The sequence below is a fragment of the Bacteroidia bacterium genome (genome assembly GCA_041391665.1).
Taxonomy (GTDB): domain Bacteria; phylum Bacteroidota; class Bacteroidia; order J057; family J057; genus JAGQVA01.
In genome coordinates this window covers 200,996-222,365 of the sequence record JAWKNO010000002.1, presented here as the reverse complement: position 1 = coordinate 222,365, position 21,370 = coordinate 200,996, and the positions used below count along the sequence as shown (strand labels likewise).

17 protein-coding genes and 1 tRNA gene are annotated in these 21,370 nt (G+C 44.7%); 12 read left to right on the top strand and 6 right to left on the bottom strand.

The window, feature by feature from the left end:
• The first annotated feature begins 258 nt into the window (after positions 1 to 258).
• The 3 genes from R3D00_12620 to R3D00_12610 all read left to right on the top strand — a co-directional run bounded on the left by R3D00_12620 (position 259) and on the right by R3D00_12610 (position 1,416).
• The gene (locus R3D00_12620; protein ID MEZ4774020.1) at positions 259 to 795 is read left to right on the top strand and encodes a GrpB family protein; all 537 of its coding nucleotides are present in this window, start codon (positions 259 to 261) and stop codon (positions 793 to 795) included.
• Positions 792 to 1,250 carry an N-acetyltransferase gene (locus R3D00_12615; protein MEZ4774019.1) on the top strand — a complete coding sequence of 153 codons (459 nt, stop codon included), beginning with the start codon at positions 792 to 794 and terminating at the stop codon, positions 1,248 to 1,250. The genes R3D00_12620 and R3D00_12615 overlap by 4 nt, the downstream gene beginning before the upstream one ends.
• A gap of 92 nt (positions 1,251 to 1,342) precedes the next feature.
• Positions 1,343 to 1,416: transfer RNA gene (locus R3D00_12610), tRNA-Arg, on the top strand.
• Between the two features lie 81 nt (positions 1,417 to 1,497).
• Here the strand turns inward: R3D00_12610 and R3D00_12605 are convergent.
• Positions 1,498 to 2,154, bottom strand: a complete 657-nt coding sequence (locus tag R3D00_12605; GenBank protein ID MEZ4774018.1) for an START domain-containing protein — start codon at positions 2,152 to 2,154, stop codon at positions 1,498 to 1,500.
• 43 nt (positions 2,155 to 2,197) lie between these two features.
• On the opposite strand from R3D00_12605, the gene R3D00_12600 reads away from it, so the two are divergent.
• Positions 2,198 to 2,563 carry a glyoxalase/bleomycin resistance/extradiol dioxygenase family protein gene (locus tag R3D00_12600; protein MEZ4774017.1) on the top strand — a complete coding sequence of 122 codons (366 nt, stop codon included), beginning with the start codon at positions 2,198 to 2,200 and terminating at the stop codon, positions 2,561 to 2,563.
• 12 nt (positions 2,564 to 2,575) lie between these two features.
• On the opposite strand, the gene R3D00_12595 is transcribed toward R3D00_12600, so the two are convergent.
• The 5 genes from R3D00_12595 to R3D00_12575 all read right to left on the bottom strand — a co-directional run bounded on the left by R3D00_12595 (position 2,576) and on the right by R3D00_12575 (position 14,707).
• Positions 2,576 to 4,213, bottom strand: coding sequence for a CRTAC1 family protein (locus R3D00_12595; GenBank protein ID MEZ4774016.1), 1,638 nt, complete (start codon positions 4,211 to 4,213; stop codon positions 2,576 to 2,578).
• 635 nt (positions 4,214 to 4,848) lie between these two features.
• Positions 4,849 to 6,219: a vanadium-dependent haloperoxidase gene (locus R3D00_12590; protein ID MEZ4774015.1), complete on the bottom strand. Its 1,371-nt coding sequence runs from the start codon at positions 6,217 to 6,219 to the stop codon at positions 4,849 to 4,851.
• 13 nt (positions 6,220 to 6,232) lie between these two features.
• Entirely contained in the window at positions 6,233 to 9,595 is a 3,363-nt protein-coding gene (locus R3D00_12585; protein ID MEZ4774014.1) for a VCBS repeat-containing protein, read from the bottom strand.
• Between the two features lie 82 nt (positions 9,596 to 9,677).
• Positions 9,678 to 11,555, bottom strand: a complete 1,878-nt coding sequence (locus tag R3D00_12580; protein MEZ4774013.1) for a RagB/SusD family nutrient uptake outer membrane protein — start codon at positions 11,553 to 11,555, stop codon at positions 9,678 to 9,680.
• A gap of 11 nt (positions 11,556 to 11,566) precedes the next feature.
• The gene (locus tag R3D00_12575; protein MEZ4774012.1) at positions 11,567 to 14,707 is read right to left on the bottom strand and encodes a TonB-dependent receptor; all 3,141 of its coding nucleotides are present in this window, start codon (positions 14,705 to 14,707) and stop codon (positions 11,567 to 11,569) included.
• A 484-nt stretch (positions 14,708 to 15,191) separates the two neighbouring features.
• On the opposite strand from R3D00_12575, the gene R3D00_12570 reads away from it, so the two are divergent.
• The 8 genes from R3D00_12570 to R3D00_12535 all read left to right on the top strand — a co-directional run bounded on the left by R3D00_12570 (position 15,192) and on the right by R3D00_12535 (position 21,368).
• Complete coding sequence (locus R3D00_12570; GenBank protein MEZ4774011.1) at positions 15,192 to 16,442, top strand: Zn-dependent hydrolase; 1,251 nt, start codon at positions 15,192 to 15,194, stop codon at positions 16,440 to 16,442.
• 2 nt (positions 16,443 to 16,444) lie between these two features.
• Positions 16,445 to 17,215, top strand: coding sequence for a sulfotransferase (locus R3D00_12565; GenBank protein ID MEZ4774010.1), 771 nt, complete (start codon positions 16,445 to 16,447; stop codon positions 17,213 to 17,215).
• Positions 17,216 to 17,253: 38 nt separating this feature from the next.
• Positions 17,254 to 18,486: an O-antigen ligase family protein gene (locus R3D00_12560; protein ID MEZ4774009.1), complete on the top strand. Its 1,233-nt coding sequence runs from the start codon at positions 17,254 to 17,256 to the stop codon at positions 18,484 to 18,486.
• An 11-nt stretch (positions 18,487 to 18,497) separates the two neighbouring features.
• Positions 18,498 to 19,352, top strand: a complete 855-nt coding sequence (locus R3D00_12555; protein ID MEZ4774008.1) for a sulfurtransferase — start codon at positions 18,498 to 18,500, stop codon at positions 19,350 to 19,352.
• A gap of 60 nt (positions 19,353 to 19,412) precedes the next feature.
• A complete protein-coding gene (locus tag R3D00_12550) occupies positions 19,413 to 20,039 on the top strand; it encodes a Crp/Fnr family transcriptional regulator (protein MEZ4774007.1) in 627 nt (208 codons plus the stop codon).
• Between the two features lie 161 nt (positions 20,040 to 20,200).
• A complete protein-coding gene (locus R3D00_12545) occupies positions 20,201 to 20,407 on the top strand; it encodes a DUF2892 domain-containing protein (GenBank protein ID MEZ4774006.1) in 207 nt (68 codons plus the stop codon).
• 5 nt (positions 20,408 to 20,412) lie between these two features.
• Positions 20,413 to 20,721: a thioredoxin gene (gene trxA, locus R3D00_12540; GenBank protein MEZ4774005.1), complete on the top strand. Its 309-nt coding sequence runs from the start codon at positions 20,413 to 20,415 to the stop codon at positions 20,719 to 20,721.
• 131 nt (positions 20,722 to 20,852) lie between these two features.
• Complete coding sequence (locus R3D00_12535; GenBank protein ID MEZ4774004.1) at positions 20,853 to 21,368, top strand: hypothetical protein; 516 nt, start codon at positions 20,853 to 20,855, stop codon at positions 21,366 to 21,368.
• Positions 21,369 to 21,370: the final 2 nt, after the last annotated feature.

Here is a 21,370-nt window from a genome sequence, read left to right as displayed (position 1 = left end):
GAGAAAGCGGTTTTGATTTTCTGCCCACCAGGACTTATTCATCTCGGATGTGATTTGGTCAATTTGCTCCTGGGTAGCCTTGCTTTTTGATACGACCTCACGATAGCGTATATACTTTAGAATGGACTCAAGATCACCCCAGTCTATACCGCTTGAAAGTCTTATAATAATCTCTTTTTCTGTTCTTTCTACAACCATTTTATTGCTTTATTATAAATATACGGGTTAATTCGGAGTAGTCAAAATGTAATCCCCCCCATGATACTACAGCCATACAACTCGCTTTGGCCTGAAAATTTTGAATCTATCAAAGCCATTCTCCAAACATCTATATCGGATAGCAATATTCGCATTGAACATATTGGAAGCACTTCCGTAATCGGACTGGCGGCTAAACCGATTATCGATATTGACCTGATCTATCCTCCGTCTGTAAATTTCCTGAGTGTGAAAGAATGTTTGGAGAAAATCGGCTATATCCATAACGGTGATCAGGGAATTCCAGGCAGAGAGGTTTTTAAAAGACCCGGTGATGCTGGTTTCCATAAAGTTCTGGATTCCATAAGCCATCATCTGTACGTTTGTTCCACCGACAGTGAAGAGCTTAAAAGACATATTTTATTCAGGAATTTTCTCAGAGACCATGAACCGGCAAGGATTGAATATCAAAACCTAAAGTACGCCATAGCAGCAGACAGCAAAGGGGACAGAAAAATCTATGCGAATCTCAAACAAATACGCGCCCGGGAGTTTATTCTGTCAATCGTCGAAATGGCCAAAAATGATATCCAATGAATCAACCCACCATCACGATCAGAGAATATCAACACACCGACCAGCCGGCAGTATTGACCTTGTTGCGGCTAAATACTCCTGATTTTTTTTCTCCGGAAGAGGAATCGGATTTGATCTATTACCTTGAAAATGAGATCGAATACTATTTTGTGATTGAAACAGACGGGCAAATCTGCGGCTGCGGGGGATTTAATTTTTCAGGAAATCACGCCGTCGGGAAAATAAGCTGGGATATCATTCATCCAGATTTTCAGGGTAAATCGCTTGGAAAAACATTGCTTAAGTACCGGATTGAGCGATTAAAAGAATTTGCGGAAGTTGAAACGATTATTGTCAGAACTTCCCAACTGGTTTACAAATTTTATGAAAAAGTGGGTTTCCAACTTGTGGAAACGGTGAAAGACTACTGGGCGAAGGGGTTTGATCTGTATAAAATGGAATATAGGGGAACCTGAAATTACCTCGATTTTCTACCAGCAATCCTTTTGATTTTTCACCAAAAGCCGTACATTTGCACTCTGATAATTTCAGGCGATATAGCCAGTCCGGTCCCGTAGCTCAACTGGATAGAGCAACTGCCTTCTAAGCAGTAGGTTCGGGGTTCGAGCCCCTGCGGGATCACAGGTCCAAACCGGAAATCGGTTTGGGCTTTTTTGTTTTTGGAGCCCCGTAATCTGAATCCTAAAAAATCGACAGACAGCTTTAATGATCCTGAATATAGGTTAGCCTGGCTTTTGCATATTCCTCCAGATGAACCCTTTTCTTAAACTGTTTTAATGTATTAACAGGCCCATAATCAAGCGCAAAATTTATCAGCCAGGCCGGAACATATCCTCCCGGATCTGCGATAAAAAAATACTCGACTTTTAGTGTACCATCCTCCTGCGGCCAAAAAGTCCACTCCGAAATGGCTTTCTCCACCCGTATATAATCCGGATTCAATGCCAACGCATCCGGCCGGGCCACACAACGAGAGCAGGTTTTCAGCGAAGGTCTTTCCTGAAAAGTCGTACACTGTAATACAATTTCCCGGTCCTTGAAAAAAAAAGGCACAACCGTTCGGTTCACAAACGTGAATGCAGCGCCTTCGTTTTTGCCAATAAATTCTGCCTCTTCACATTGATAAACCCATTCAGGCATTTTTTCAATATCGTTAATGACACTTATTGCCGATGAAAGTGTGCAGTCAAGGGTGGTGGTGATTTTTAATTCTTTGATATCACTATCGTCCGAACTTCTGAAATAGACCTGAATATCGTCTGAATTTTTGCGGAGTTCCCAATCTGCCTGTGAATGGGAATAAGCGGGAATCATTAAAAATACGATTGTCAGATACAAAAAATGGCTACACTGAATCATTGATTGGATTTGGTTACTTTTACTCAAGTTAAAATTAATTTACATGACTCCTTCTTCTTTAGGCATCATCCCGGTATTACCTTCTTCAGATATAGATCGTGATCTGAAATGGTACGAACAATACACAGGCTTTCATTATTATTTCGGGGATAATTTATACTCAGGAATCCGAAGGGACAAACTGGAAATTCATCTTCAGTTCCACCACGGTACCGATGAGGACCCCATTCCGGATGGATCGGTCATTAGAATTTTTGTCCCTGATATTATGGACTGGTTTCACGAATTTGTAGAAAGAGGTACAATCCTCAAGGAAAAGCTGAGCATGAATACCCCCTGGGGTACACACGAATTTGGCTTTTACGACCCCAATGGAAATGCTATTTTTATCGTTCAGGATGCATCATAAATCTGGCGCAAATTATCCTTTCCGCATTACCCGCCATATCCCCCACCCTGCCAGGATCAATCCGGCTATTGCCCAAACCCAGATCATTCCACTGCCGGAATGATCTGCTGTATCTTCCGCTTCTGTGACCGTAATCATGGTATTGGCCGGCTGCTGAGTCAACACCTGTCGTTTACCGCCTGTCCAAATCACGATGACCGAATCGGCTTCCCCTGCTTCGCCCAGGCCAAAATGGGCGATCGTGGAATTTTGAGATAAATGGCTCGATGCCCCGCCGTCAATTTCCCTGATCATGCGGTTTTTGCCGGAGACTACAATTACCCGTGAACCCAGGCCATGTGATTCTGCCTGCACGCCCTTAAGGGCTACTTTCAGCCAGTTGCCCTTTGCCGCACTTTCGTTGCGGTAAATATGGGTCATCGAGGATACAGGATAATTCAACACGGGTTTCTGATTTACTACCAGAATATCCAGGTCTCCATCATTATCCATATCAAAAACCACAGAACCTCTGCCTACACCATAATCATTGACGCCCATCGCGCGGGCGTTTTCGGTAAATTTGCCTTCGCTGTTTTCGAAATAAAAATCCGCCATCGGCACATCGTTGGGATTGAGGTCGCCATTAGCCACAAACAGATCCACGTCGCCGTCGTGGTCAAAATCTGCAAAATTGGCGCCCCAACTGATCGAAACGTATGACATGCCCAACTCCTTCGCTTTGTTGACAAAGGGTTTTCCCGGTCCCTGATTTACCATAAACCAATTAAAACGAATATTGGTTATATAGTAATCCAGCAGTCCGTCTCCGTTGTAGTCCCCAACCGCTGCGCCCATAGAATTGATCTTCAGGTCCATATCCATGGCCTCGCTTACGTCTTCAAATAATTTTTGCGGATATTGATTTTGTAGAAGAAAGTCCGGAGTCGCTTTGTACCCAAAATCGTGATTGACAAATAAGTCCTGATCGCCATCATTGTCGAAGTCTGTGAATATGGCGCCAAAACCATAGCCTTTGTGTTTGAGGCCATATTCGGCATATACGTCTTCAAAATACTGCCCGCCTCTGTTTACCAATAAATAGCCTTTGGAAGTCTGATTGGCACTTACAATTGTCGCATCGTTGATGGCACTCAACTCTCCTTCATAGGCGCGAAAATAGTTCCCTACATAAAGGTCAGGGTACCCGTCTGCATTAAAATCTCCAAAATTTGCTCCTGTGCTGAACGAGTTGAGTGAATCGAGTTTATATTCCGTCGTGGCATCTCGGAAAGTCATGTCGCCATTGTTGAGAAACAGCAAATTGATCGCCCGGGGAATCTTTTTTACGCTGTCTTTGGAAGTAATGGTGGTAATAAACAAATCAACCCACCCGTCGCGGTTTACATCGGCTCCGGCAACCCCCTGCGTTACGTAGTGCCGGGTAATTTCCAGCCCTGACCCTTCATAGATATTTTTAAACGTGCCATCTCCATTGTTGAGATACAGGACGTCTTCGTTCATTCCGCTGGTGATAAAAAGGTCTTCAAATCCATCGTTGTTGAGGTCAAATACACAGGCACCTCCGCCAAACATGCCTTCATACACCACAAACTGATGCCGAATGCCTGCGGAATCGGTGACATCAACAAAGGGGGTTTGGGCTCTCATGGCAGAGCTTAAGGATATAAAAAGGAGAAAAATCCAGGCATAAGACAAAAACGTAGATAAGCGAGGGACAGACATAATGAGGCTAAATAGGTAGGTAAATATCCCTAATTAGCTGTATTATTGCAAGGACGGTATTTGAAAAGAAATTTTATTAAATTTATCCGTATATATCTAGTAAAAAGGATGTCTATACAATTATTGAAAAAATCGATTGAAGCAGGACTTGCTGACATCAAAAACGGGGACGTTATTTCGCACGAACAGGTAATGAAAGAGGTTAGCCTTTTGCTAAAACGCTCAAAATGATACGGGAAGTTCGTTGGTAGAAAACCTCAAGGCAAACATATTTGGATATTTTGCTTTATATTCAAGAGAAATGGAGAGATGAAAAAGCTGTCGAATTTGCAGAAAAAGTAGAATCGCTCATTCAAAAAATAATAAAAATGCCGCTAATGTACCCGGCAACAAACCATGAAGGTAACCAAATCCGACGTTGTGTAGTCTCTAAACAGACATCCATCTACTACAAAGTTGAGGCAACTTCTATAGACCTGATTACCTTTTACGATAATAGACAAAATCCAGCAAATCTTAATCTCGGATAATACATCAGAATAGTTGAGAGTAGTCTCAACTTAATTATCTTCAGCCTTCTTATTCCACTCCAACCCCAATACATTTCCTGCAATTTTCTGGCCTTTTTCCAGCCCGACTTTGTTGTCCTGCGGTGTATGAATACCTCCATAAAACCGGGAATTGGCAGTTTCTTCTGCAACCTGCCAGAATGAAGTAAATTTTCGTGGCACAAAATCCACATCCCGAAGTTCGTCCCTCTCCCGCCCATAATGCGCACTGTCGGTGAAAACAAACTCATTTCCGTACAAATCGGCAAGTGCAGTTGCGGCAGCAGAAGCCTGGATTGCATGTCCGGAAGGAAACGCAGGAAATGGCGGATCGGGCCAGAATGACTCCCATTCCACATCGATAAACTGAGGGATAAATGTATTAGGTCTTTCTGTGAAAAAGTGATATTTCCATTTCCAGCAATTGATAAATGCATCAGCTACGGCCATACCTGTACAAGCATAGGTTTCTGCACATTTGATCAGCGGAGGATTTTTGGCTTTAATAACAATCGTAGCCAGGTAGTAGGAATGCCCCGGAGGGGTAAAGGTAACATCAGGGTCATCTCCCCACCAGATAGCCGCTTCTTTTTCTTCCTGCGTGAGGGTTCTTTCTTTTTCATACACCTGCCAAAACTCCTGATAGTAAGGCGATCCCTTCGTCGTATCATAGGGGATCATTTCCGGATAAGAGATTTCTGCATTTACCTTGAGAAAGGTCCGGTTTTCGCCCCAATGCGGGTGCAGCGGATGATGACTGAAAGACTGTGCGTACAGCGGCGGTTTCCATGACCCAGGCCGATCGGGGTGAACCATATCCTTATCAAAATTGTGGAGATACCCCCGGTGTCCGCCGTCGGTTTTTGACCACTCAAAGATGGCTTCCGCAACAGATTTCCCATAAGCTACCGATCGCGCTACCTGTTCTTTATCAGGGTTTTTAGCCGAAAAATAGTCGTAAAATACTTTTTCGAGCGAATCGATCCGGTTTTTGTTTTCGTCGGAGGTCTGGTTATAAATGTTTTTAAGAATCGAAGCCTGGGCAGCATTTAACGACAGAATCCAGTCATAATTTTGTCCGGGAGTAGGTTTCACAAGTTCATCCAGACCGTTTAGTTGTCCTGCAAGGCTTTGATATTCGGGATAACCGTGGACAATAGATTCGTACATGGTCAGGCCGATATAACCAAAACCACGGGAAGCAAATGTAGGCGAATTAGCGGGTGTGTATTGGGTAACGAATAAACTCATTTCCGCCCAGGCAACTGCGACTTCCTGATCTGTGATTATGTTTTTTTCAGAAGGAGCACAACCTACGGCAAATAAAACCATCAGCAAACATATACCCCTGTTTTTTATTGAAAGTTGAATTCGATTTTTCATAACCGGTAAAATGTCAATGGTTTGAGTGTTTTAATCGGTACGAAACCATTCCACGCTGATTGATCCCAAATATATAATCCCCATTTATTTCGATTACACTTCTCACATCGCCCTTTAGGCTGAGTCCTGACTTCATTTGATTGACATAGGAAAACCCACCTTTTCCATCTCCTTTAAGCAATACACCATAGTTGGCATCTGATTTTCCCAGGCGGAGTTTTGTGTGGCTGTTATTTCCGCAAAGCAAAATATCCTCATTTTCATCGCCGTCAAAATCCAGCACATTAATCGTATATACCGGCGCGTACTGAACCTGGCCGGGCAATGGACTGACAACAAATTTCCCATCAGGCTGGCTGAGAAATAAGGTCGTTTCCATGTGATTTGCTACCAAATGGCCGGCTGTTTCCAACTCTTCTTTCTTGAAAATATCGGAGATCGTAACGTCCGCATAACTTTGATAAGAAGTAAACCGCGAACGCAAACCGCCCAGTTGCCGCAATAATTCATCCCTCGTGATATAAGGGTAACTTTTCCCCTGAATATAAAAACAAAACAAAGGATCAACGGCTCCATTGTTGTCAAAATCCTTGAAATACATTTCTGCAGGTTGTTGTTCTGAGACGGCAAACTGAGTATTCGTTCCCGTGTTGCCGACAATAATATCAGGTCTCCGGTCGTGATTAAAATCGCCAATTTGGATCTTGTTCCACCAACCCTCATAGCTATTATCCAGCCAGTCATTGGTTATATTCTCCAGTTTCCCGATTTTATAGTCAAATATTGAAACCGGTATCCATTCACCTGTAACGATCAGTTCTTTTTTATTATCCAGATCCAAATCCACCCAGAGAGCGTCTGTTATCATACCCATACTTTCCAGAGAGGGCGCTATCGACTGGATCTGATTGGTAAATTTTCCTTTTCCATCATTGATCAGGAGATAACTGGGTGGAGTTTCAGGATATTGACCAGGAATCACCCTGCTACCTACAAAGAGATCAGGAAAACCATCTTGATTGACATCATTTACGGCTACGCATCCTTTGCTGGTAAGCATTTCCGGGAGAGATTCAGGACTTGCAGAAAAATTACCTTTTCCATCATTGAGGTATAAGCGATCCTGCAACAGCTCATCGTGGGGTTCAAAATTGTGGTAGCCCCCACTGGCAACGTAGATATCGGCAAAACCATCTCCATTTGCATCAAAAAACACAGCTGCGACATCCACGCTTTGTTGATCTGCTTCGAATGCCGGTGTTGATTTTTGCACAAATTTTCCACCCCTTTGTTGGATCCATAGGGCGGCACTTTGGTTTGCAGCGCCACCGACAAATATATCTTCCAGCCCATCCTGGTTGACATCTCCCTTGATCATACAGGGGCCGGTGTAGGAAAATTCGCTGATTAACAGCGGCTGGCGGTCAAAATCATTGATCCCCACCTCGGGAGCCTGATAAGAAATGGGGGAGGTAATTTCTGTGAACAGCATTTCAGAAGGAGATGCGGGTTTGTATTTTTCGCCGGCATCCTTTTCCGATACATGCAGTACCTGATTGGCAGAAACCTCAGTGAGAATCTGCTGTTTTCCACTACCCCAGACCACTACCAGAGAATCAATCATCGTTTCACGACCAAGGCCAAAGTGGAGCACGGGAGATACTGAGGAAAGATAACCCCGGGTAATTACCTGCTCCTGAGTTTGTGTTTTCCCTTTGGAAAGCAGGGTAACCCGGGCGCCAATGCCCTGCGTATTCAAGCCATCACCAGCGAGTACGACCTGGAGGAAATGATTTTCAGGGTCATTGGAAGACTCATTGCGGTAAATAAAAGCAGGCTGATTGATATTATTGACGACCAGGTCGAGATCGCCGTCATTGTCGAGATCTGCATAGGCTGCGCCGTTACTATTGGAGGGATTATTAAGCCCCCATGTCTGGGTTGAATTAGAAAAACCTGTTCCCTGATTATTAGAAAAAATATAATTTACGACATTGGAGGCAGGCATATGATCAATGATTTCGAGGACATCTTCCCGCACCAGACGGCCTTTTGCCTGCACATAGCCATCCATATACTTAATAAAATCGAGATTGGTATAATCGCGGTAATACCCATTGGTAATAAACAGATCTTTCCATCCGTCATTATTGTAATCGGCGAGTAGTGCTGCCCAGCTCCAATCGGTATTGGAAATGCCTGCCATCTGCCCGATTTCGCTGAAAGTTCCGTTTCCATTATTTACCTGAAGCATATTGCGCATATACTGGTAATGGAATCCACTGCGCACATTGAGGTCAAACTTCGCATAGTTATCAGGTGCCATCAGCAATTTTTGCCGGTGGTTGTCTTCCGGAAGCATATCGAGGGTTACGATATCTGTCAGGCCGTCATTATTGATATCAGCGATATCATTGCCCATGGAGAACTGGCTGTTGTGGCCAAAACAATCTTGGAGTTTATTAGAAAATGTTCCATTCTGATTGTTGATGTATAAATAGTCCGGAACAGCATAATCATTGGAAATGTAAAAATCAGGCCATCCATCATTATTTACATCTGTAATGCCCACTCCGAGACCATAGGTAAGCGCAGATCCGCTGATTCCAGCTTTTTCCGTTACGTCTTCAAAAACATTGTTTGTTTGTTTGTATAAACGGACGCCACGGAAGGGATCATCTTTTTTAAGAAACTCAGCTGTGCTGACTTCGTTGAGGACAGGCAGAGATTTGGGGTTGTGGTTGAGGATAACTGCGTCGAGGTCTCCGTCGCGGTCATAATCAAAAAAATATGCCTGATTACTAAACCCCTGGCTGGCCAATCCATATTCAGCCGCTTTATCAGTAAAAACAGGAAAATTATTGCTATCATTCCCCTGATTGACAAACAATTGATTTGCGCGTTTTTCATCAGGTAGGGCGCCGGAATAGGAAAGGTAGAGATCGAGTTTATGATCGCCGTTGATATCGACAACCGTAACGCCGGTTTTCCATGGGCCGAGCCTTCCGGCAGCACCGGAAACGCTTGTAGCGTCTTCAAACTGCATATCGCCTTGATTGATATACAATTTGTTGTCGCTCATATTGGAGGTAAAATACAGATCAGGCAGCCCGTCTCCGTTCAAATCACCGACCGCGACGCCTCCACCGTTGTAGAAATACTCATACATCAGAATATTTGTATTCAGGCCTTCAGTGAGTGTGTTCTGAAAACGGACATTGGTTTGATCCGGCTGTAAGAGGGTAAATAATGGCGGCAATTGGGGTAAAGCAGCCAAGCCCGTAGAATTTTCAGGTTTTTCCTTATGGCAACTGGTAAATGTCAGAAGAAAAAACACGCCGGTTAAGGCTATTTTTATTTGGGAATGGAATTTCATAATAGGTACAAAAGTAAGAAAATCTATCTCCAATAACTCAGAGATAGATTTTCTTATTATAGGAAATGAATCAGCAAACAGATCAATAACCAGGGTTTTGGATCAGCTTTTCATTACGGCTGATCTCATCTCTGTTGAAAGGTCTGAAGTACATTTTATCATTCCATGTACGGGTCTCATTTTCGGTATTATCTACCACTGTGTAAGTGTAGTCATATACCGCCTTATCATGTCTGTATGGAACATGTGGGGTTGCACCGGGCTTGAGGGTAGCCGTAATGTTGATCGCTTTGATACCTCTTCCGAGAGTTTCATTCGCAATCATCCATCTGCGGGCATCATGGTAGCGGTGTTCTTCATAAGCCAGTTCCACACGGCGCTCATTGATCAGGCGAGCCAACAGTGCCTCACCGGATTCGGTAACTTCAGGCATACCCACGCGGAAACGAATTTTGTTGATCCAGGCTCTGGCTTCACCATCATCACCGGTTTTGATACAAGCCTCTGCATAGGCAAGTGCCATTTCAGTGTAGCGAATAAAGGGCCATGGAATAACCTGCGCACTTGACTGGTTATCAGCTAATGCCGGATCCGGATCGATAAATTTACGCACGTAGTAATGGGTACGGCTACCGTTCCAGTTTTCAATAGCTGACTCACGGGTATCAATACCATTGATCGTACCGCCCGCTCCGTCATCGTAGTAGCCAGTCTGAATCTGGTTGGCAGGATCCAAAGCAGTTACGTCAGAAGGGCGTGGTTTCCAACCTGCACCGTCATACATGATACTCGCATAAAAACGAGGGTCGCGATCTGCATAAGGATCAGCCGCCTGTGTGGGATTGCTCCAGTCAAATTTTGAACCGTCCATCATTTCGTAGTCATCCACCAGCTGCTGAATAGGCGTATTACCTGCCCAGTTGTGGTAACCGTTTGGACCATTATTGATACCAAAGTGAATACCACCTAATGGCCAGTTATCTTCCTGGGTATAAAGCGCAGTATGTGTACGCTGAAACAGAAGTTCTACTGCTGCAGATGCATCACCGACAGCACTTCCACCACCGGTATAGATGGAAATATAGTTGGCTTTGCCTTCTTCAGCAGAAACCGGAGCAGTAAGATCCAGCTTGTAACCTTGTCCTGCATCAAGTACTGCCTTAGCAGCTGATTTTGCAGCTTGCCAGCGGGAGGCGCGGTCTCCGGAAGTATACGCAATCAGATCCAGGTTTGCATAAGAACCCAATGTGTTTGACTTGGACTGAACAGTAGGCCCGTCATGAAGGTCACTGGCAGCATACAGAAGGATTCTGGCTTTTAACGCCATGGCAGCAAGCTTGGAAGCACGGCCTGGCGTTTCTGCCTTGCCATCCAGAAGCGTAGCAGCCTTATCAAGATCACCTACAATGAAGTCCACACATTGTGCCCAGGTATTTCTTTCAATAGAATAATCTTCATCCAGACCATAAGGCTTATCGATGATAGGTACACCACCGTAATAGCGAACCAACTGGTGATAGTAATAAGCGCGCAGAAAATGCGCCTCACCCAGCAGACGATCGCGGAGTGCATCATCGTCAAAGGAAGAAGTAGGCAGCCTGTCGATGGCTATATTCGCCTGTCTGATTGCCAGGTACATGGTTCCCCACTCATAAGTACTACTCATCCATGCAAGGCTGGAAGGGCTTTCTGTTCCTTCATTGAAGGGGTTGATATTCCGGCCGGCATGCGTAAACATCGCCTCATCGGTAATCGCAGAGAGTCCCTGTTCTTCAAAACCTCCATAACCGAGGAAAGAGTATACGTTAAAAATAAAAGCCTCAGAAAGGGGGCCATCAGCCCAGGTAGCCTCACTCGAAATCTTATCAAGCGGCTGAGTATTTAGAAAGTCCTTGTTACATGACAGCAGTACAGCCGACACAGACAAGGCTATAAGAAGTAGTTTTTTGGTTATCTTCATTTCAGATTATCTTAGAATGTTAGACTAAAACCTGCATTAATGACTCTGGCCTGTGGATAGTAAACACCACTACCTGTTGTTGTTTCCGGGTCAAATATCTTCAGTTTATCAAACGTAACGAGGTTCAGTGCATTGACATAGAACCTTACGCTGCCTACTTTCACTTTTGAAAGTACATCAGGAGAGATCCGGTAACCCAATTCCAGGTTTTTCAGACGGATATAATTCTTGCTGAAAAGGAAGTAGGTATTGTTACCAAAGCTACCACCGGTAAAGTAAGTATCACCTCTACTAGCCAGACGAGGATGCTCACTGCTAGGATTGTCAATAGACCACCGGTTGTCATAGCTGTATTTCAGGAAGTTACCGATATCACCTGATTCTGTTCCAAAACGGATAGAAGCACCTGTAGCACCCTGAAGAAGGGCATTCAGATCAAATCCTTTGTATTGAAGCATCAGCGTAGCACCAAAGTTGAAGGTTGGCGTTGCATTTTGGTTCAGACGTACACGGTCGTCTGCTGTAATTTTTCCATCTCCGTCTACATCTTCAAATCTCATATCACCGGGAATCAGTTGAGAAGTAACGGCACTGTAGTCAATGGTATTAGCTTCGATCGCAGCTTTGTCCATGAATACACCGTCTGACTTATAAACTAAATAACCGCCAATTGGTTTGCCTTCCTGCAGCTGATATTCTGGTGCACCAGGGATTTCATCCATGAATACCACTTTGTTTTGTGCATATCCACCGTTGAGACCGGCGCGGAACATTAAGTTTCCAGAAGTACTTCCATTGTAAGCAACATTAAACTCGAAACCACGGTTGTCAACTTTACCACCATTCACAGGAGGGAGGAGTGAACTAATACCGGATGATGCAGGAGTAGAACCCGTCAACTGGATCAGGATCTGATCACGTCTGTTGTAGAAGTATTCGAAAGTAAAGTCAACTTTACCACCAAAAAGTGATCCATCAAGACCCACGTTCAGGTTATTCGCTCTTTCCCATGTAAAGTTAGGGTTAGCAAGAATTGTCTCTCTGAGGGTAGTAGCCACAGCACCATTGATAGGATAGGCACCGAAACCATAGGTTGACAGATAGGCATATTCCTGAAGGGCACCATTGTAGAATACCTGGTCATTACCCATCTGGCCGAAAGATCCACGGAGTTTCAGATAGTTGACGAAGCTCACATTGAAGAAATCTTCATTGGAGATATTCCAACCTGCGAGGATACCTGGGAAGAAGCCGAATCTTTGTGATTCCGGGAAAATGTAAGAACCATCATATCTCCAGATAAATTCTGCCAGATATCTTTCTTTATAGTTGTATTGCGCACGACCGTAGTAACCAAGGCGAGCTCTTTCATAAGCGCTACCCCCTGTATTTTGCTGGAGTGATCCACCGGCAAACAACTGATCAACCGCACCAGAAATATAGTTTCTACGGAATGCAAAAAATCCTTCTCCGGTAAATTTCTCTCTGGTTACCCCTGCCAGAAGGTTCAGTGTATGGCCACCAAAAGTGCGGTCATAAGAAAGCATACCGGTCATGTTGGTATTCAGCACACTGCTGTAACCCTGTGTAAGGCGTGGATCTTTAAAGTTGGAACGAACGGCACCCACCAACAGCGGGGTTTTACCATCTGCTTCATAAGAAACGCGATCCCAATAATAAAGACTCCAGGGAGTTTCCCAGATCTTATTAGTTTGGCTGTTTTGGTCAATAGAGCCACTCAGTGTCAGCTTCAGTCCTTCAATCCATGGATTGGTAACAACTACAGAGCCATTAGCCTGCAGGTAACCGGTAGGATTGTCCTGATAACCTGTAGCGTTGGTAGTGATTACATAAGGATTCTGACCATTTTCGATGTCAGGTCCTGGCAGGCCATTGGGCCATACTTCCGGCTCGGTGGGTCTTCCACGCATCAGCATACGGAAAATTGCACCCGCTGACTGAGTCGGGAACCGGCGATCTTCGCGACGTGTCATCAGACCCAGGCTCGTATTGATGTACTTGTTTACTTTTGCATCAAGATTGATACGAAGGCTGTACTGCTGATAACGGGTAGCCGAATTTTTGTAATACGCATCCTGGTTTACATAACCCATAGACGCCATATATTTTACGCTTTCAGAACCACCACCGATTTGCAGGTTGTGACGTGCCTGAGGAGACCAGGTTTTAAACGCATCACCAAACCAGTCGGTGTCAGGATATCCCCAGGGATCAGAACCATCGCCATGCTTGCGAACAGCATCAGGGCTGTAGTTCGCATTCAGGGTAGAAACACCCGGCGTAGGAGAATCATAAGTACCTGTAGTCTGAATGCTTTGCCATGCGGTAGCCCACTCATCCACAGGGATTGTTCTGTAGATCGGCAGCTCGTTCATGATATTGGCATACTCAACAGCATTTGACATTTGGGGAATAACCGTTGGCTGTGCCCATCCCTGATTGAAATCATAAGTAACGGAGGGCTTACCTGTTTTACCGCGTTTGGTAGTGATCAGGATTGCACCATTTGCCGCTCTTGCTCCATAGATCGCAGCAGAAGCATCTTTCAGTACAGAGATAGACTCGATATCCTGCGGGCTCAGTCGGCCTAAACCACCATCACGATCAGGAATACCGTCAATTACTACCAGCGGGCTGCTGTTTCCCAGTGTGTTTGTACCTCTGATACGGATAAGCGCACCGTCGTAGCCAGGCTCACCACTTGGCTGGATCACAACCAGACCAGGCAGACGACCTGCCAATGAGTTGGAGATATCGACTGCCGGAGAAGGCATGATATCTTTTCCGGAAACACCCACAACGGCCCCGGTAACGGTAGCTTTCTTTTGCGTACCGTAGGCAACCACTACGACCTCATCCAAAGTAGAAGAACTTTCTACCATAGAAATATTGATCTGGCTGCGACCGGCAATTTCTACCTCCTGAGTAGTAAAACCAATGTAGGAAACAACCAGGGTGGTAACACCGGCAGGTACATCCAGGCTATAGGTACCTTCGCCGTCAGTCAGAACGCCACGCTGCGTTCCTTTGGCCAGTACGGTCGCTCCAGCCAAAGCAGAACCGTCCTGAGACAATACTGTACCGGTTATTTTCTGAGATTGCGCAAAGCCAATCTGAGCAAATAACATCATACAGGCACTCAGAAGTAAGATTTTTGATTTTCGATTAAATAGATGGTGAAGCACCAAATAAGGGTGGGTTTTGTTCATAATAGTAGTCGTTAGGTAAATACATGGATCCTTTTCAGAACAGGCCTAAACTTGTTTAGTTCCTGATTCTCAATCTAAGGTATGAAATAAAAGTAAATCATACAATAATAAATTAACGTGGAAGAATTGGGCAATCATTTGCAGCTATACCGGAGACAGACAATGTCATACATAAATTCCTGATTATTAGTATCTGTATATTCGAAATTCTGGTTGCTTCCAATTCTGAAATAAGTTACAACTTTTATTTCATCAGATACACCAAAAATTAATAGAAATTTTATCCTTTGGCTTAGTTCCTGATTATCACTAATATAGCAGCTAAACAAACCTCTCCCCTATGATTACCCGAATCGTCCGCATCATTAAAAGCTTTTTTTTCAATTTGTTTGGAAACACCCCTGATATGGAACCAAATCAGGATCCCCAGCCTGAACCGGAAACCAAACCCAAACAAGATCCTGTTATACCTCCAAAAGCCGAATCTTCCGGTAGCAATGATACCAAGGGCCCTGTTCTCGTTCCGGATCTACCCGATGACGAAGTTGTTTCCAAGCCGGAAGAACCAACACCTGAGCCGCCCAGGCCTCGTGTGAAATTTGCGTCCCTTCCGGCAAACAATGGAGATACGCTGCTGTTAGGTTTTGAAGACCATGCAGGATCAAGTCATTATATATGGATTGACGGTGGGTTGGTGAAATCTTACCAAAACTATCATAAGGACTTTCTCAAACGCATGCACGAAGCCAATGCATCCATTGATCTGCTGGTCGTAACCCATGTAGATCAGGATCATATCGGTGGTGTACTTGCCTTCTGCAATGATGCCACGTTTCCCAAAGACTGGATAAAACAGTTCTGGTTCAACTCTGGTGTCCTGCTTTCCGCTTACTTCAACCAGCAACCTGATAACTCCCGGGCTGTGGCATTGCCCGATACCGGCGACAAATCCAGAAGCCTCGCGCAAGGCATAAGTCTGGAAGATTTTCTGGAGGAAAATGGCAACTGGCATACCCAACCAGTTATGACCGGGCAGATCCACGAACTCTATGGGGCAACACTCACCATTCTCTCACCTGCAGAAGAAGGACTCGCCAAACTCAACCGCGAATGGCAGGAAGAAATGGAAAGTACCCGGGCTGTCATTACCCTCGACTACGACCAACCGCTGGAAGTTTTGGCTCAAAATAAAGAAAATGCAGATACTTCTATTCCCAACGGCAGTAGCATTGCATTCACTTTTGAATATGGTGGCGTAAAGATGCTTTTATTGGGCGATGCGCATGGCAAAGTAGTAGGCGAAAGCCTCCGCGCGCTGGGTTATTCTGAGGAAAACCGCATGAAAGTGGATGTGGTAAAACTCTCCCACCATTCCAGTAAAGCGAGCAATACCCATGAAATGCTCGACCTCGTTGACGGAAGTTATTATGTTGTCAGCACCGACGGCAGCCGCCATGGACTCCCCAATAAAGAAGCTATGGCCCGCATTATCCTCCACCCAAAAAGAGACATGTCCAAAGAAATTGTTTTTGCTTTTAACCACGACAATGAAGTTCTTCGCAGTGTCTTTACGGAAGCTGAAAAACAACAGTATAATTTCAGTTGTTTATTCCCGGAACCCGGAAAACAGGGCATCGAACTCAATTGGGGTGGATAATCGTGAAATCAATTTTTATTGTCGGATACTGGAACAGCGGCACTACCTTGCTGGTGGACATCCTGAGAAAACACCCGCAAATCTGTCTCCGGAGGGCGCGCTTTAAGCCAAACCTGGAAGAACGCACCCTCACCAAAATCCTTAGGAAATTTGATGCGGGATTTATCCGGCTGGAAGATGATTATGCCACCATCAACCGGGAAGGTTTTGTCCATTATCAGGAACCGCGGTTTGACGCCGAAACCCATCACCGGTTTCGGAAAATCTTTGACCGAAAGTTTTCCGTACCTTCCTCCCAAACCTTACTTCTAAAAAATCCCTGGCTCTTTTATATGCCTTCGTTTTTGCAGGAGAATTTTGGCAAAGATGATATTCGAAAAGTTATCATCCTTCGCGATGGCCCTGGGCAAATTGTTTCGAAAGACTACTGGAAAAGAAATACAGAAAACCCCGAACACCAGCTATATGCACGGGCCAATTTCTGGGTGCGGAGTATGGAGTATTTTTACGAAAACTGGTATCAGAAACCGGACACGCTTACCCTTCGCTATGAAAACTTCTGCAACAACCCGGTAGCTTTCACCCGGCAAATCTGTGATTTCGCGCAATTGCCTTTTCCCATACACTTTGCATCCAAACTTCCTGCAAAGCTGGATAACCGCAGAACAAACTGGAATCAGCTGGATGATGATTACAAGGAACAGGTAATCCAAATTATCAGCGATATGCAGGCCCGGCTGGATATGGATTTTCCGGTTTTGTATGGTGAATAAATGGTTTTTCTCGCACGAATTTCTTTATTTCCCGGCTCATGAAAAGCTATTTCACCCCCGCCAATGTTTCGTTTTTCCTCCTGCTCGCAATGGTGGGGGGACTTACCGCTTCCAAAGCCGTTCTCAGTTTTGGAATGGTATCTTTACTGGCTGCCGGGCTTTGGAATCTCTGGCAAAACCGCCAAAACTTTTCCATTAACAGAGAAAAACTTCGCTCGGCCGGCCTGCTTGCCGGGCTTTTTTTTATTGCCGTGATCTCTGGTATTTTCACCGAAAACTCCGATGGCTGGCTCCGGGACGTCAAAACTAAACTGTCTATTCTACTGATTCCTGTCGCCCTGGTGCTTTTACCGGCACTTAACGGCAAACAAAAATATATACTGGGCCTGACCTTCATTTTTGTTCAATGCCTCTGGGCGATCATTACGCTCTCGATATTCTGGAAAAACTATGCAGAAGAAATGGAGAAAGTACGGCAGAACAGCAATATTGATGTTTTTGGAAGTATCAGCCATATTTACTTTGGTTTATTGCTGGCCTTCGCCTGTATTCTTGGTATATTTTTGATATTGAAAAAAAGGCAGTATCTGAGCCGAAAGCTATTGTTTCTACTGATTTTGGCTACTGCGGTAAATATCGTTTCCCTGCACATCCTCAATAGCCGTACAGCCCAGGTGAGTTTTTATGCGGGGGGGTTGGCATGGCTCATGATGGAGATCATGACACAAAAGAGATGGAAAGAAGGATTGTCTTTTTTGTTACTGTTAGTCTTGCTTCCGGTAATCGCCTACTATACCATTCCTTCTTTTCATACAAGAGTCCAGGTGAGTATTTGGGACTACAACCAGTATAAAAACCAATCGGGAATATATAAGGACAACTCGATTTCTTCACGGCTCCTCGCCTGGGGCGAGGCCTGGGATATTTTCACTGAAAATCCTGTTGTCGGTACCGGACTCGAAGATATTGGCCCGGAAATCGAACGCCATCTCATCCAAATAGGCATGTACACGACGGTACCCGACCATATAAAAATTCCCCACAACCTGTATCTGAAGTATCTCAGTGGTGTAGGTATTGTGGGTTTTCTGTATCTTTTATGGGTGATTTTTTACCCTTTAAAAAATGCATTCCGGAGAAAAAACACCCTTATGGTAGCCTTTACCGGCCTGATTGCAGTAGCGTTTTTATTTGAAAATTTTCCGGAAAGGCAGATCGGAATTGTCTTCTTCTGCCTCGGTTATCTTTTGATTCCTGATTTTGATTCCTGATTTTGAATAATATGTTTACTACCCTCATTTCTGCTCATGACCTTCTCCCCCATCTCAATGATTCCAATTTCAGGATCGTCGACTGCCGGTTTAACCTTGGCGATACCCGTTGGGGCGAAACCGAATATGGGAATTCTCACATTCCCGGCGCTGTATATGCCCACCTTGACCGGGATCTGTCTTCTCCTATAATCCCGGGCAAAAGCGGCCGCCATCCTTTGCCGGATACGGATAAACTGGTAGCCCTTTTTTCCAGTTGGGGAATTGAAACCCACACTCAGGTAGTCGTTTACGATCAGGGAGCCGGAGGAATTGCCGCACGGCTTTGGTGGCTGTTGCGGTGGTTGGGGCACGATCAGACAGCTGTGTTGGACGGCGGCTGGGCAAAATGGAAACAAGCAGGGCATCCGGTATCGGACCAGCCTTTTTTGGGGCCCGGAGGAACATTCACAGCGCAAATCAGAAACGAATATATCGCTGATATCGAAGATTTTACATATGCCAAAACAAAGCATGCCTGCACATTGATAGATGCCCGTGAAAGGCCTCGTTATCTGGGTGAAACAGAACCGATCGACCCTGTAGCCGGGCATATTCCCGGAGGAAAATCACTCCCGTTTGCAGGTAATATCGGGAATGAGGGCTATTTTCTTCCCCCGGAGGAACTTAAAAACAGGTTTTTGGAAGTATTAGGTAATACCAACCCTGAAGAATCTGTAACTTATTGTGGATCAGGAGTTACCGCATGTCACAATCTGCTTGCCATGGCGCATGCGGGTCTGGGCATGGGAAAACTTTACCCCGGTTCATGGAGTGAATGGATTACAAATCCGGAGCGGCCGGTGGCTGTGGGAGAGGAAGTTTAACGCAGATTGGGAGGATATTTCCCTGAATTATTGTAAATACAGCAACAATCAGCAATTATTATGGACCAATTAATCACCCAATATATCCCTTTTGCCGAGAAAGATTTTCTGGAAGAAATCAAACAATACGGATTGCTAAAAACCTTGCCGGCTCATACGGTGATATTGGAAGAAGGGTCCTCTGTTCACGTCTTACCCGTAGTACTCCGGGGTCTCATCAAAGCTTCCAGTATGGGAGAAGAAAAAGATTTATTGCTGTACTATATCCGCCCGGGAGAATCGTGTATTATGTCTTTTTCATCCTATATGACACATTCGGAGAGCAAAATTCAGGCGGTAACCGAAACAGAAACCGATCTCCTGTTAATTCCTGTAGAGCGGCTTGACGGCTGGCTGCGCAAATATCCTTCACTTAACCGGTTTCTCTTTAGTCTATATAACCTGCGCTATCTGGATCTGCTCAACACGGTCGATCAGCTGGTCTTCAGAAATCTGGATGAACGGCTCTTTGAATATCTGAAAACCCGTGCAGTCAATCAGAGTACAGACACCCTGCACAGCACACATCAGGAAATTGCCAACGATATGGGCACTGCAAGGGAGGTAATTTCACGCACCTTAAAAAAACTGGAGTCCTCCGGGAAGATTAAGTTGGCCCGAAATGAAATAAAATTACTCGGTATGTGACACAAGTCACTGATCTGGAGGTATACTATGTATTAGTTTAGCATTATGAAAGAGCAAAGTGTCATACAAAAAGTATTCAAACTGGTGCTTGTATGCATCATTTGTATCGGCACTATCTCTGGAATTGTACTTTTAATTCAATCACGCTAATCTAACTTACTATGAAAAGGAACATGGGAAACACCGACAGAATTGTACGCATCCTGGTTGCTGTGGTAATCGCTGCGCTATATTTCACAAATGTCATCGGCGGTACACTTGCCATTATTCTGGGCGTAGTAGCAGGTATTTTTATTCTGACAAGTATTGTCAGCTTCTGCCCGCTATACGCAATTTTTGGTCTTAACACATGTAAAGTTACTTCCTGAAAATTATGTCTCAACCTAAAACATCCTTCGCTTCGCTCATTCAGTCCAGCCAGCCCGTGCTGGTAGATTTCTATGCAGATTGGTGCGGTCCCTGCCATGCGATGGCTCCCGTACTGCGCGAACTGGCTGCCGAGATGAAGGAGAAAGCCAATATTATCAAAGTTGATGTGGATAAAAACCCGCAGGTAGCCCAGGCATACCAGATTATGGGTATCCCGACCTTTATCTTGTTTCAGGAAGGTCAGGTAAAATGGCGCGGCTCAGGGGTTATGCCGAAAACGCAACTTAAAAATGTGATCGAACAATTTGCCTGAAAAACTTTTATTTTTCAGCTGAGTTATAATGTTAAGGAGAGTCAATAGCTCTCCTTTTCTTTTTAATCGTTATAATTACAGATACTTTTTCTGAATCAAAGTTTTTATTTTTTTCCATAAACCCCAAACCCATGACCCGAAAAACACTTTTCCTCTTCATCCTTGTTCCGTTTTTCTTTCTTTCCTGTAAAGAAAAACCCTGTGAAACCGTCACCTGCCTCAATGGCGGTGCCTGCCAGGAAGAAGATGGCTCCTGTGTGTGTCTGGATGGCTATGAAGGCGTTTTTTGTGAAAATCTGGTGATTCAGAAGTTTCTTGGCACCTACCAGATTCGATATGAAGGTTGTTTTACGACAACCGCCAACCATACGGTTTTTATTGAAGAAATCGAAAACGAGCCGATGAAAGTATATATCTACAACCTCGGCGACTACGACTGCCCGGGTGGCGAAATAAAGCTGGAGGCATCTATCAGCGGTGCAGAAATCGGCATTGCCTCCCAAACGATAGACTGTGGCGTGATTGCCTATACATTTGAGGGTGAAGGCAGCTTTAGCGGAACTACCCTCACCCTCAATTTTTCTGTTCAGTACGAATCAGACGGATTTACCAAAACCGACAATTGTACTGCAATCATGCAGAAATAACC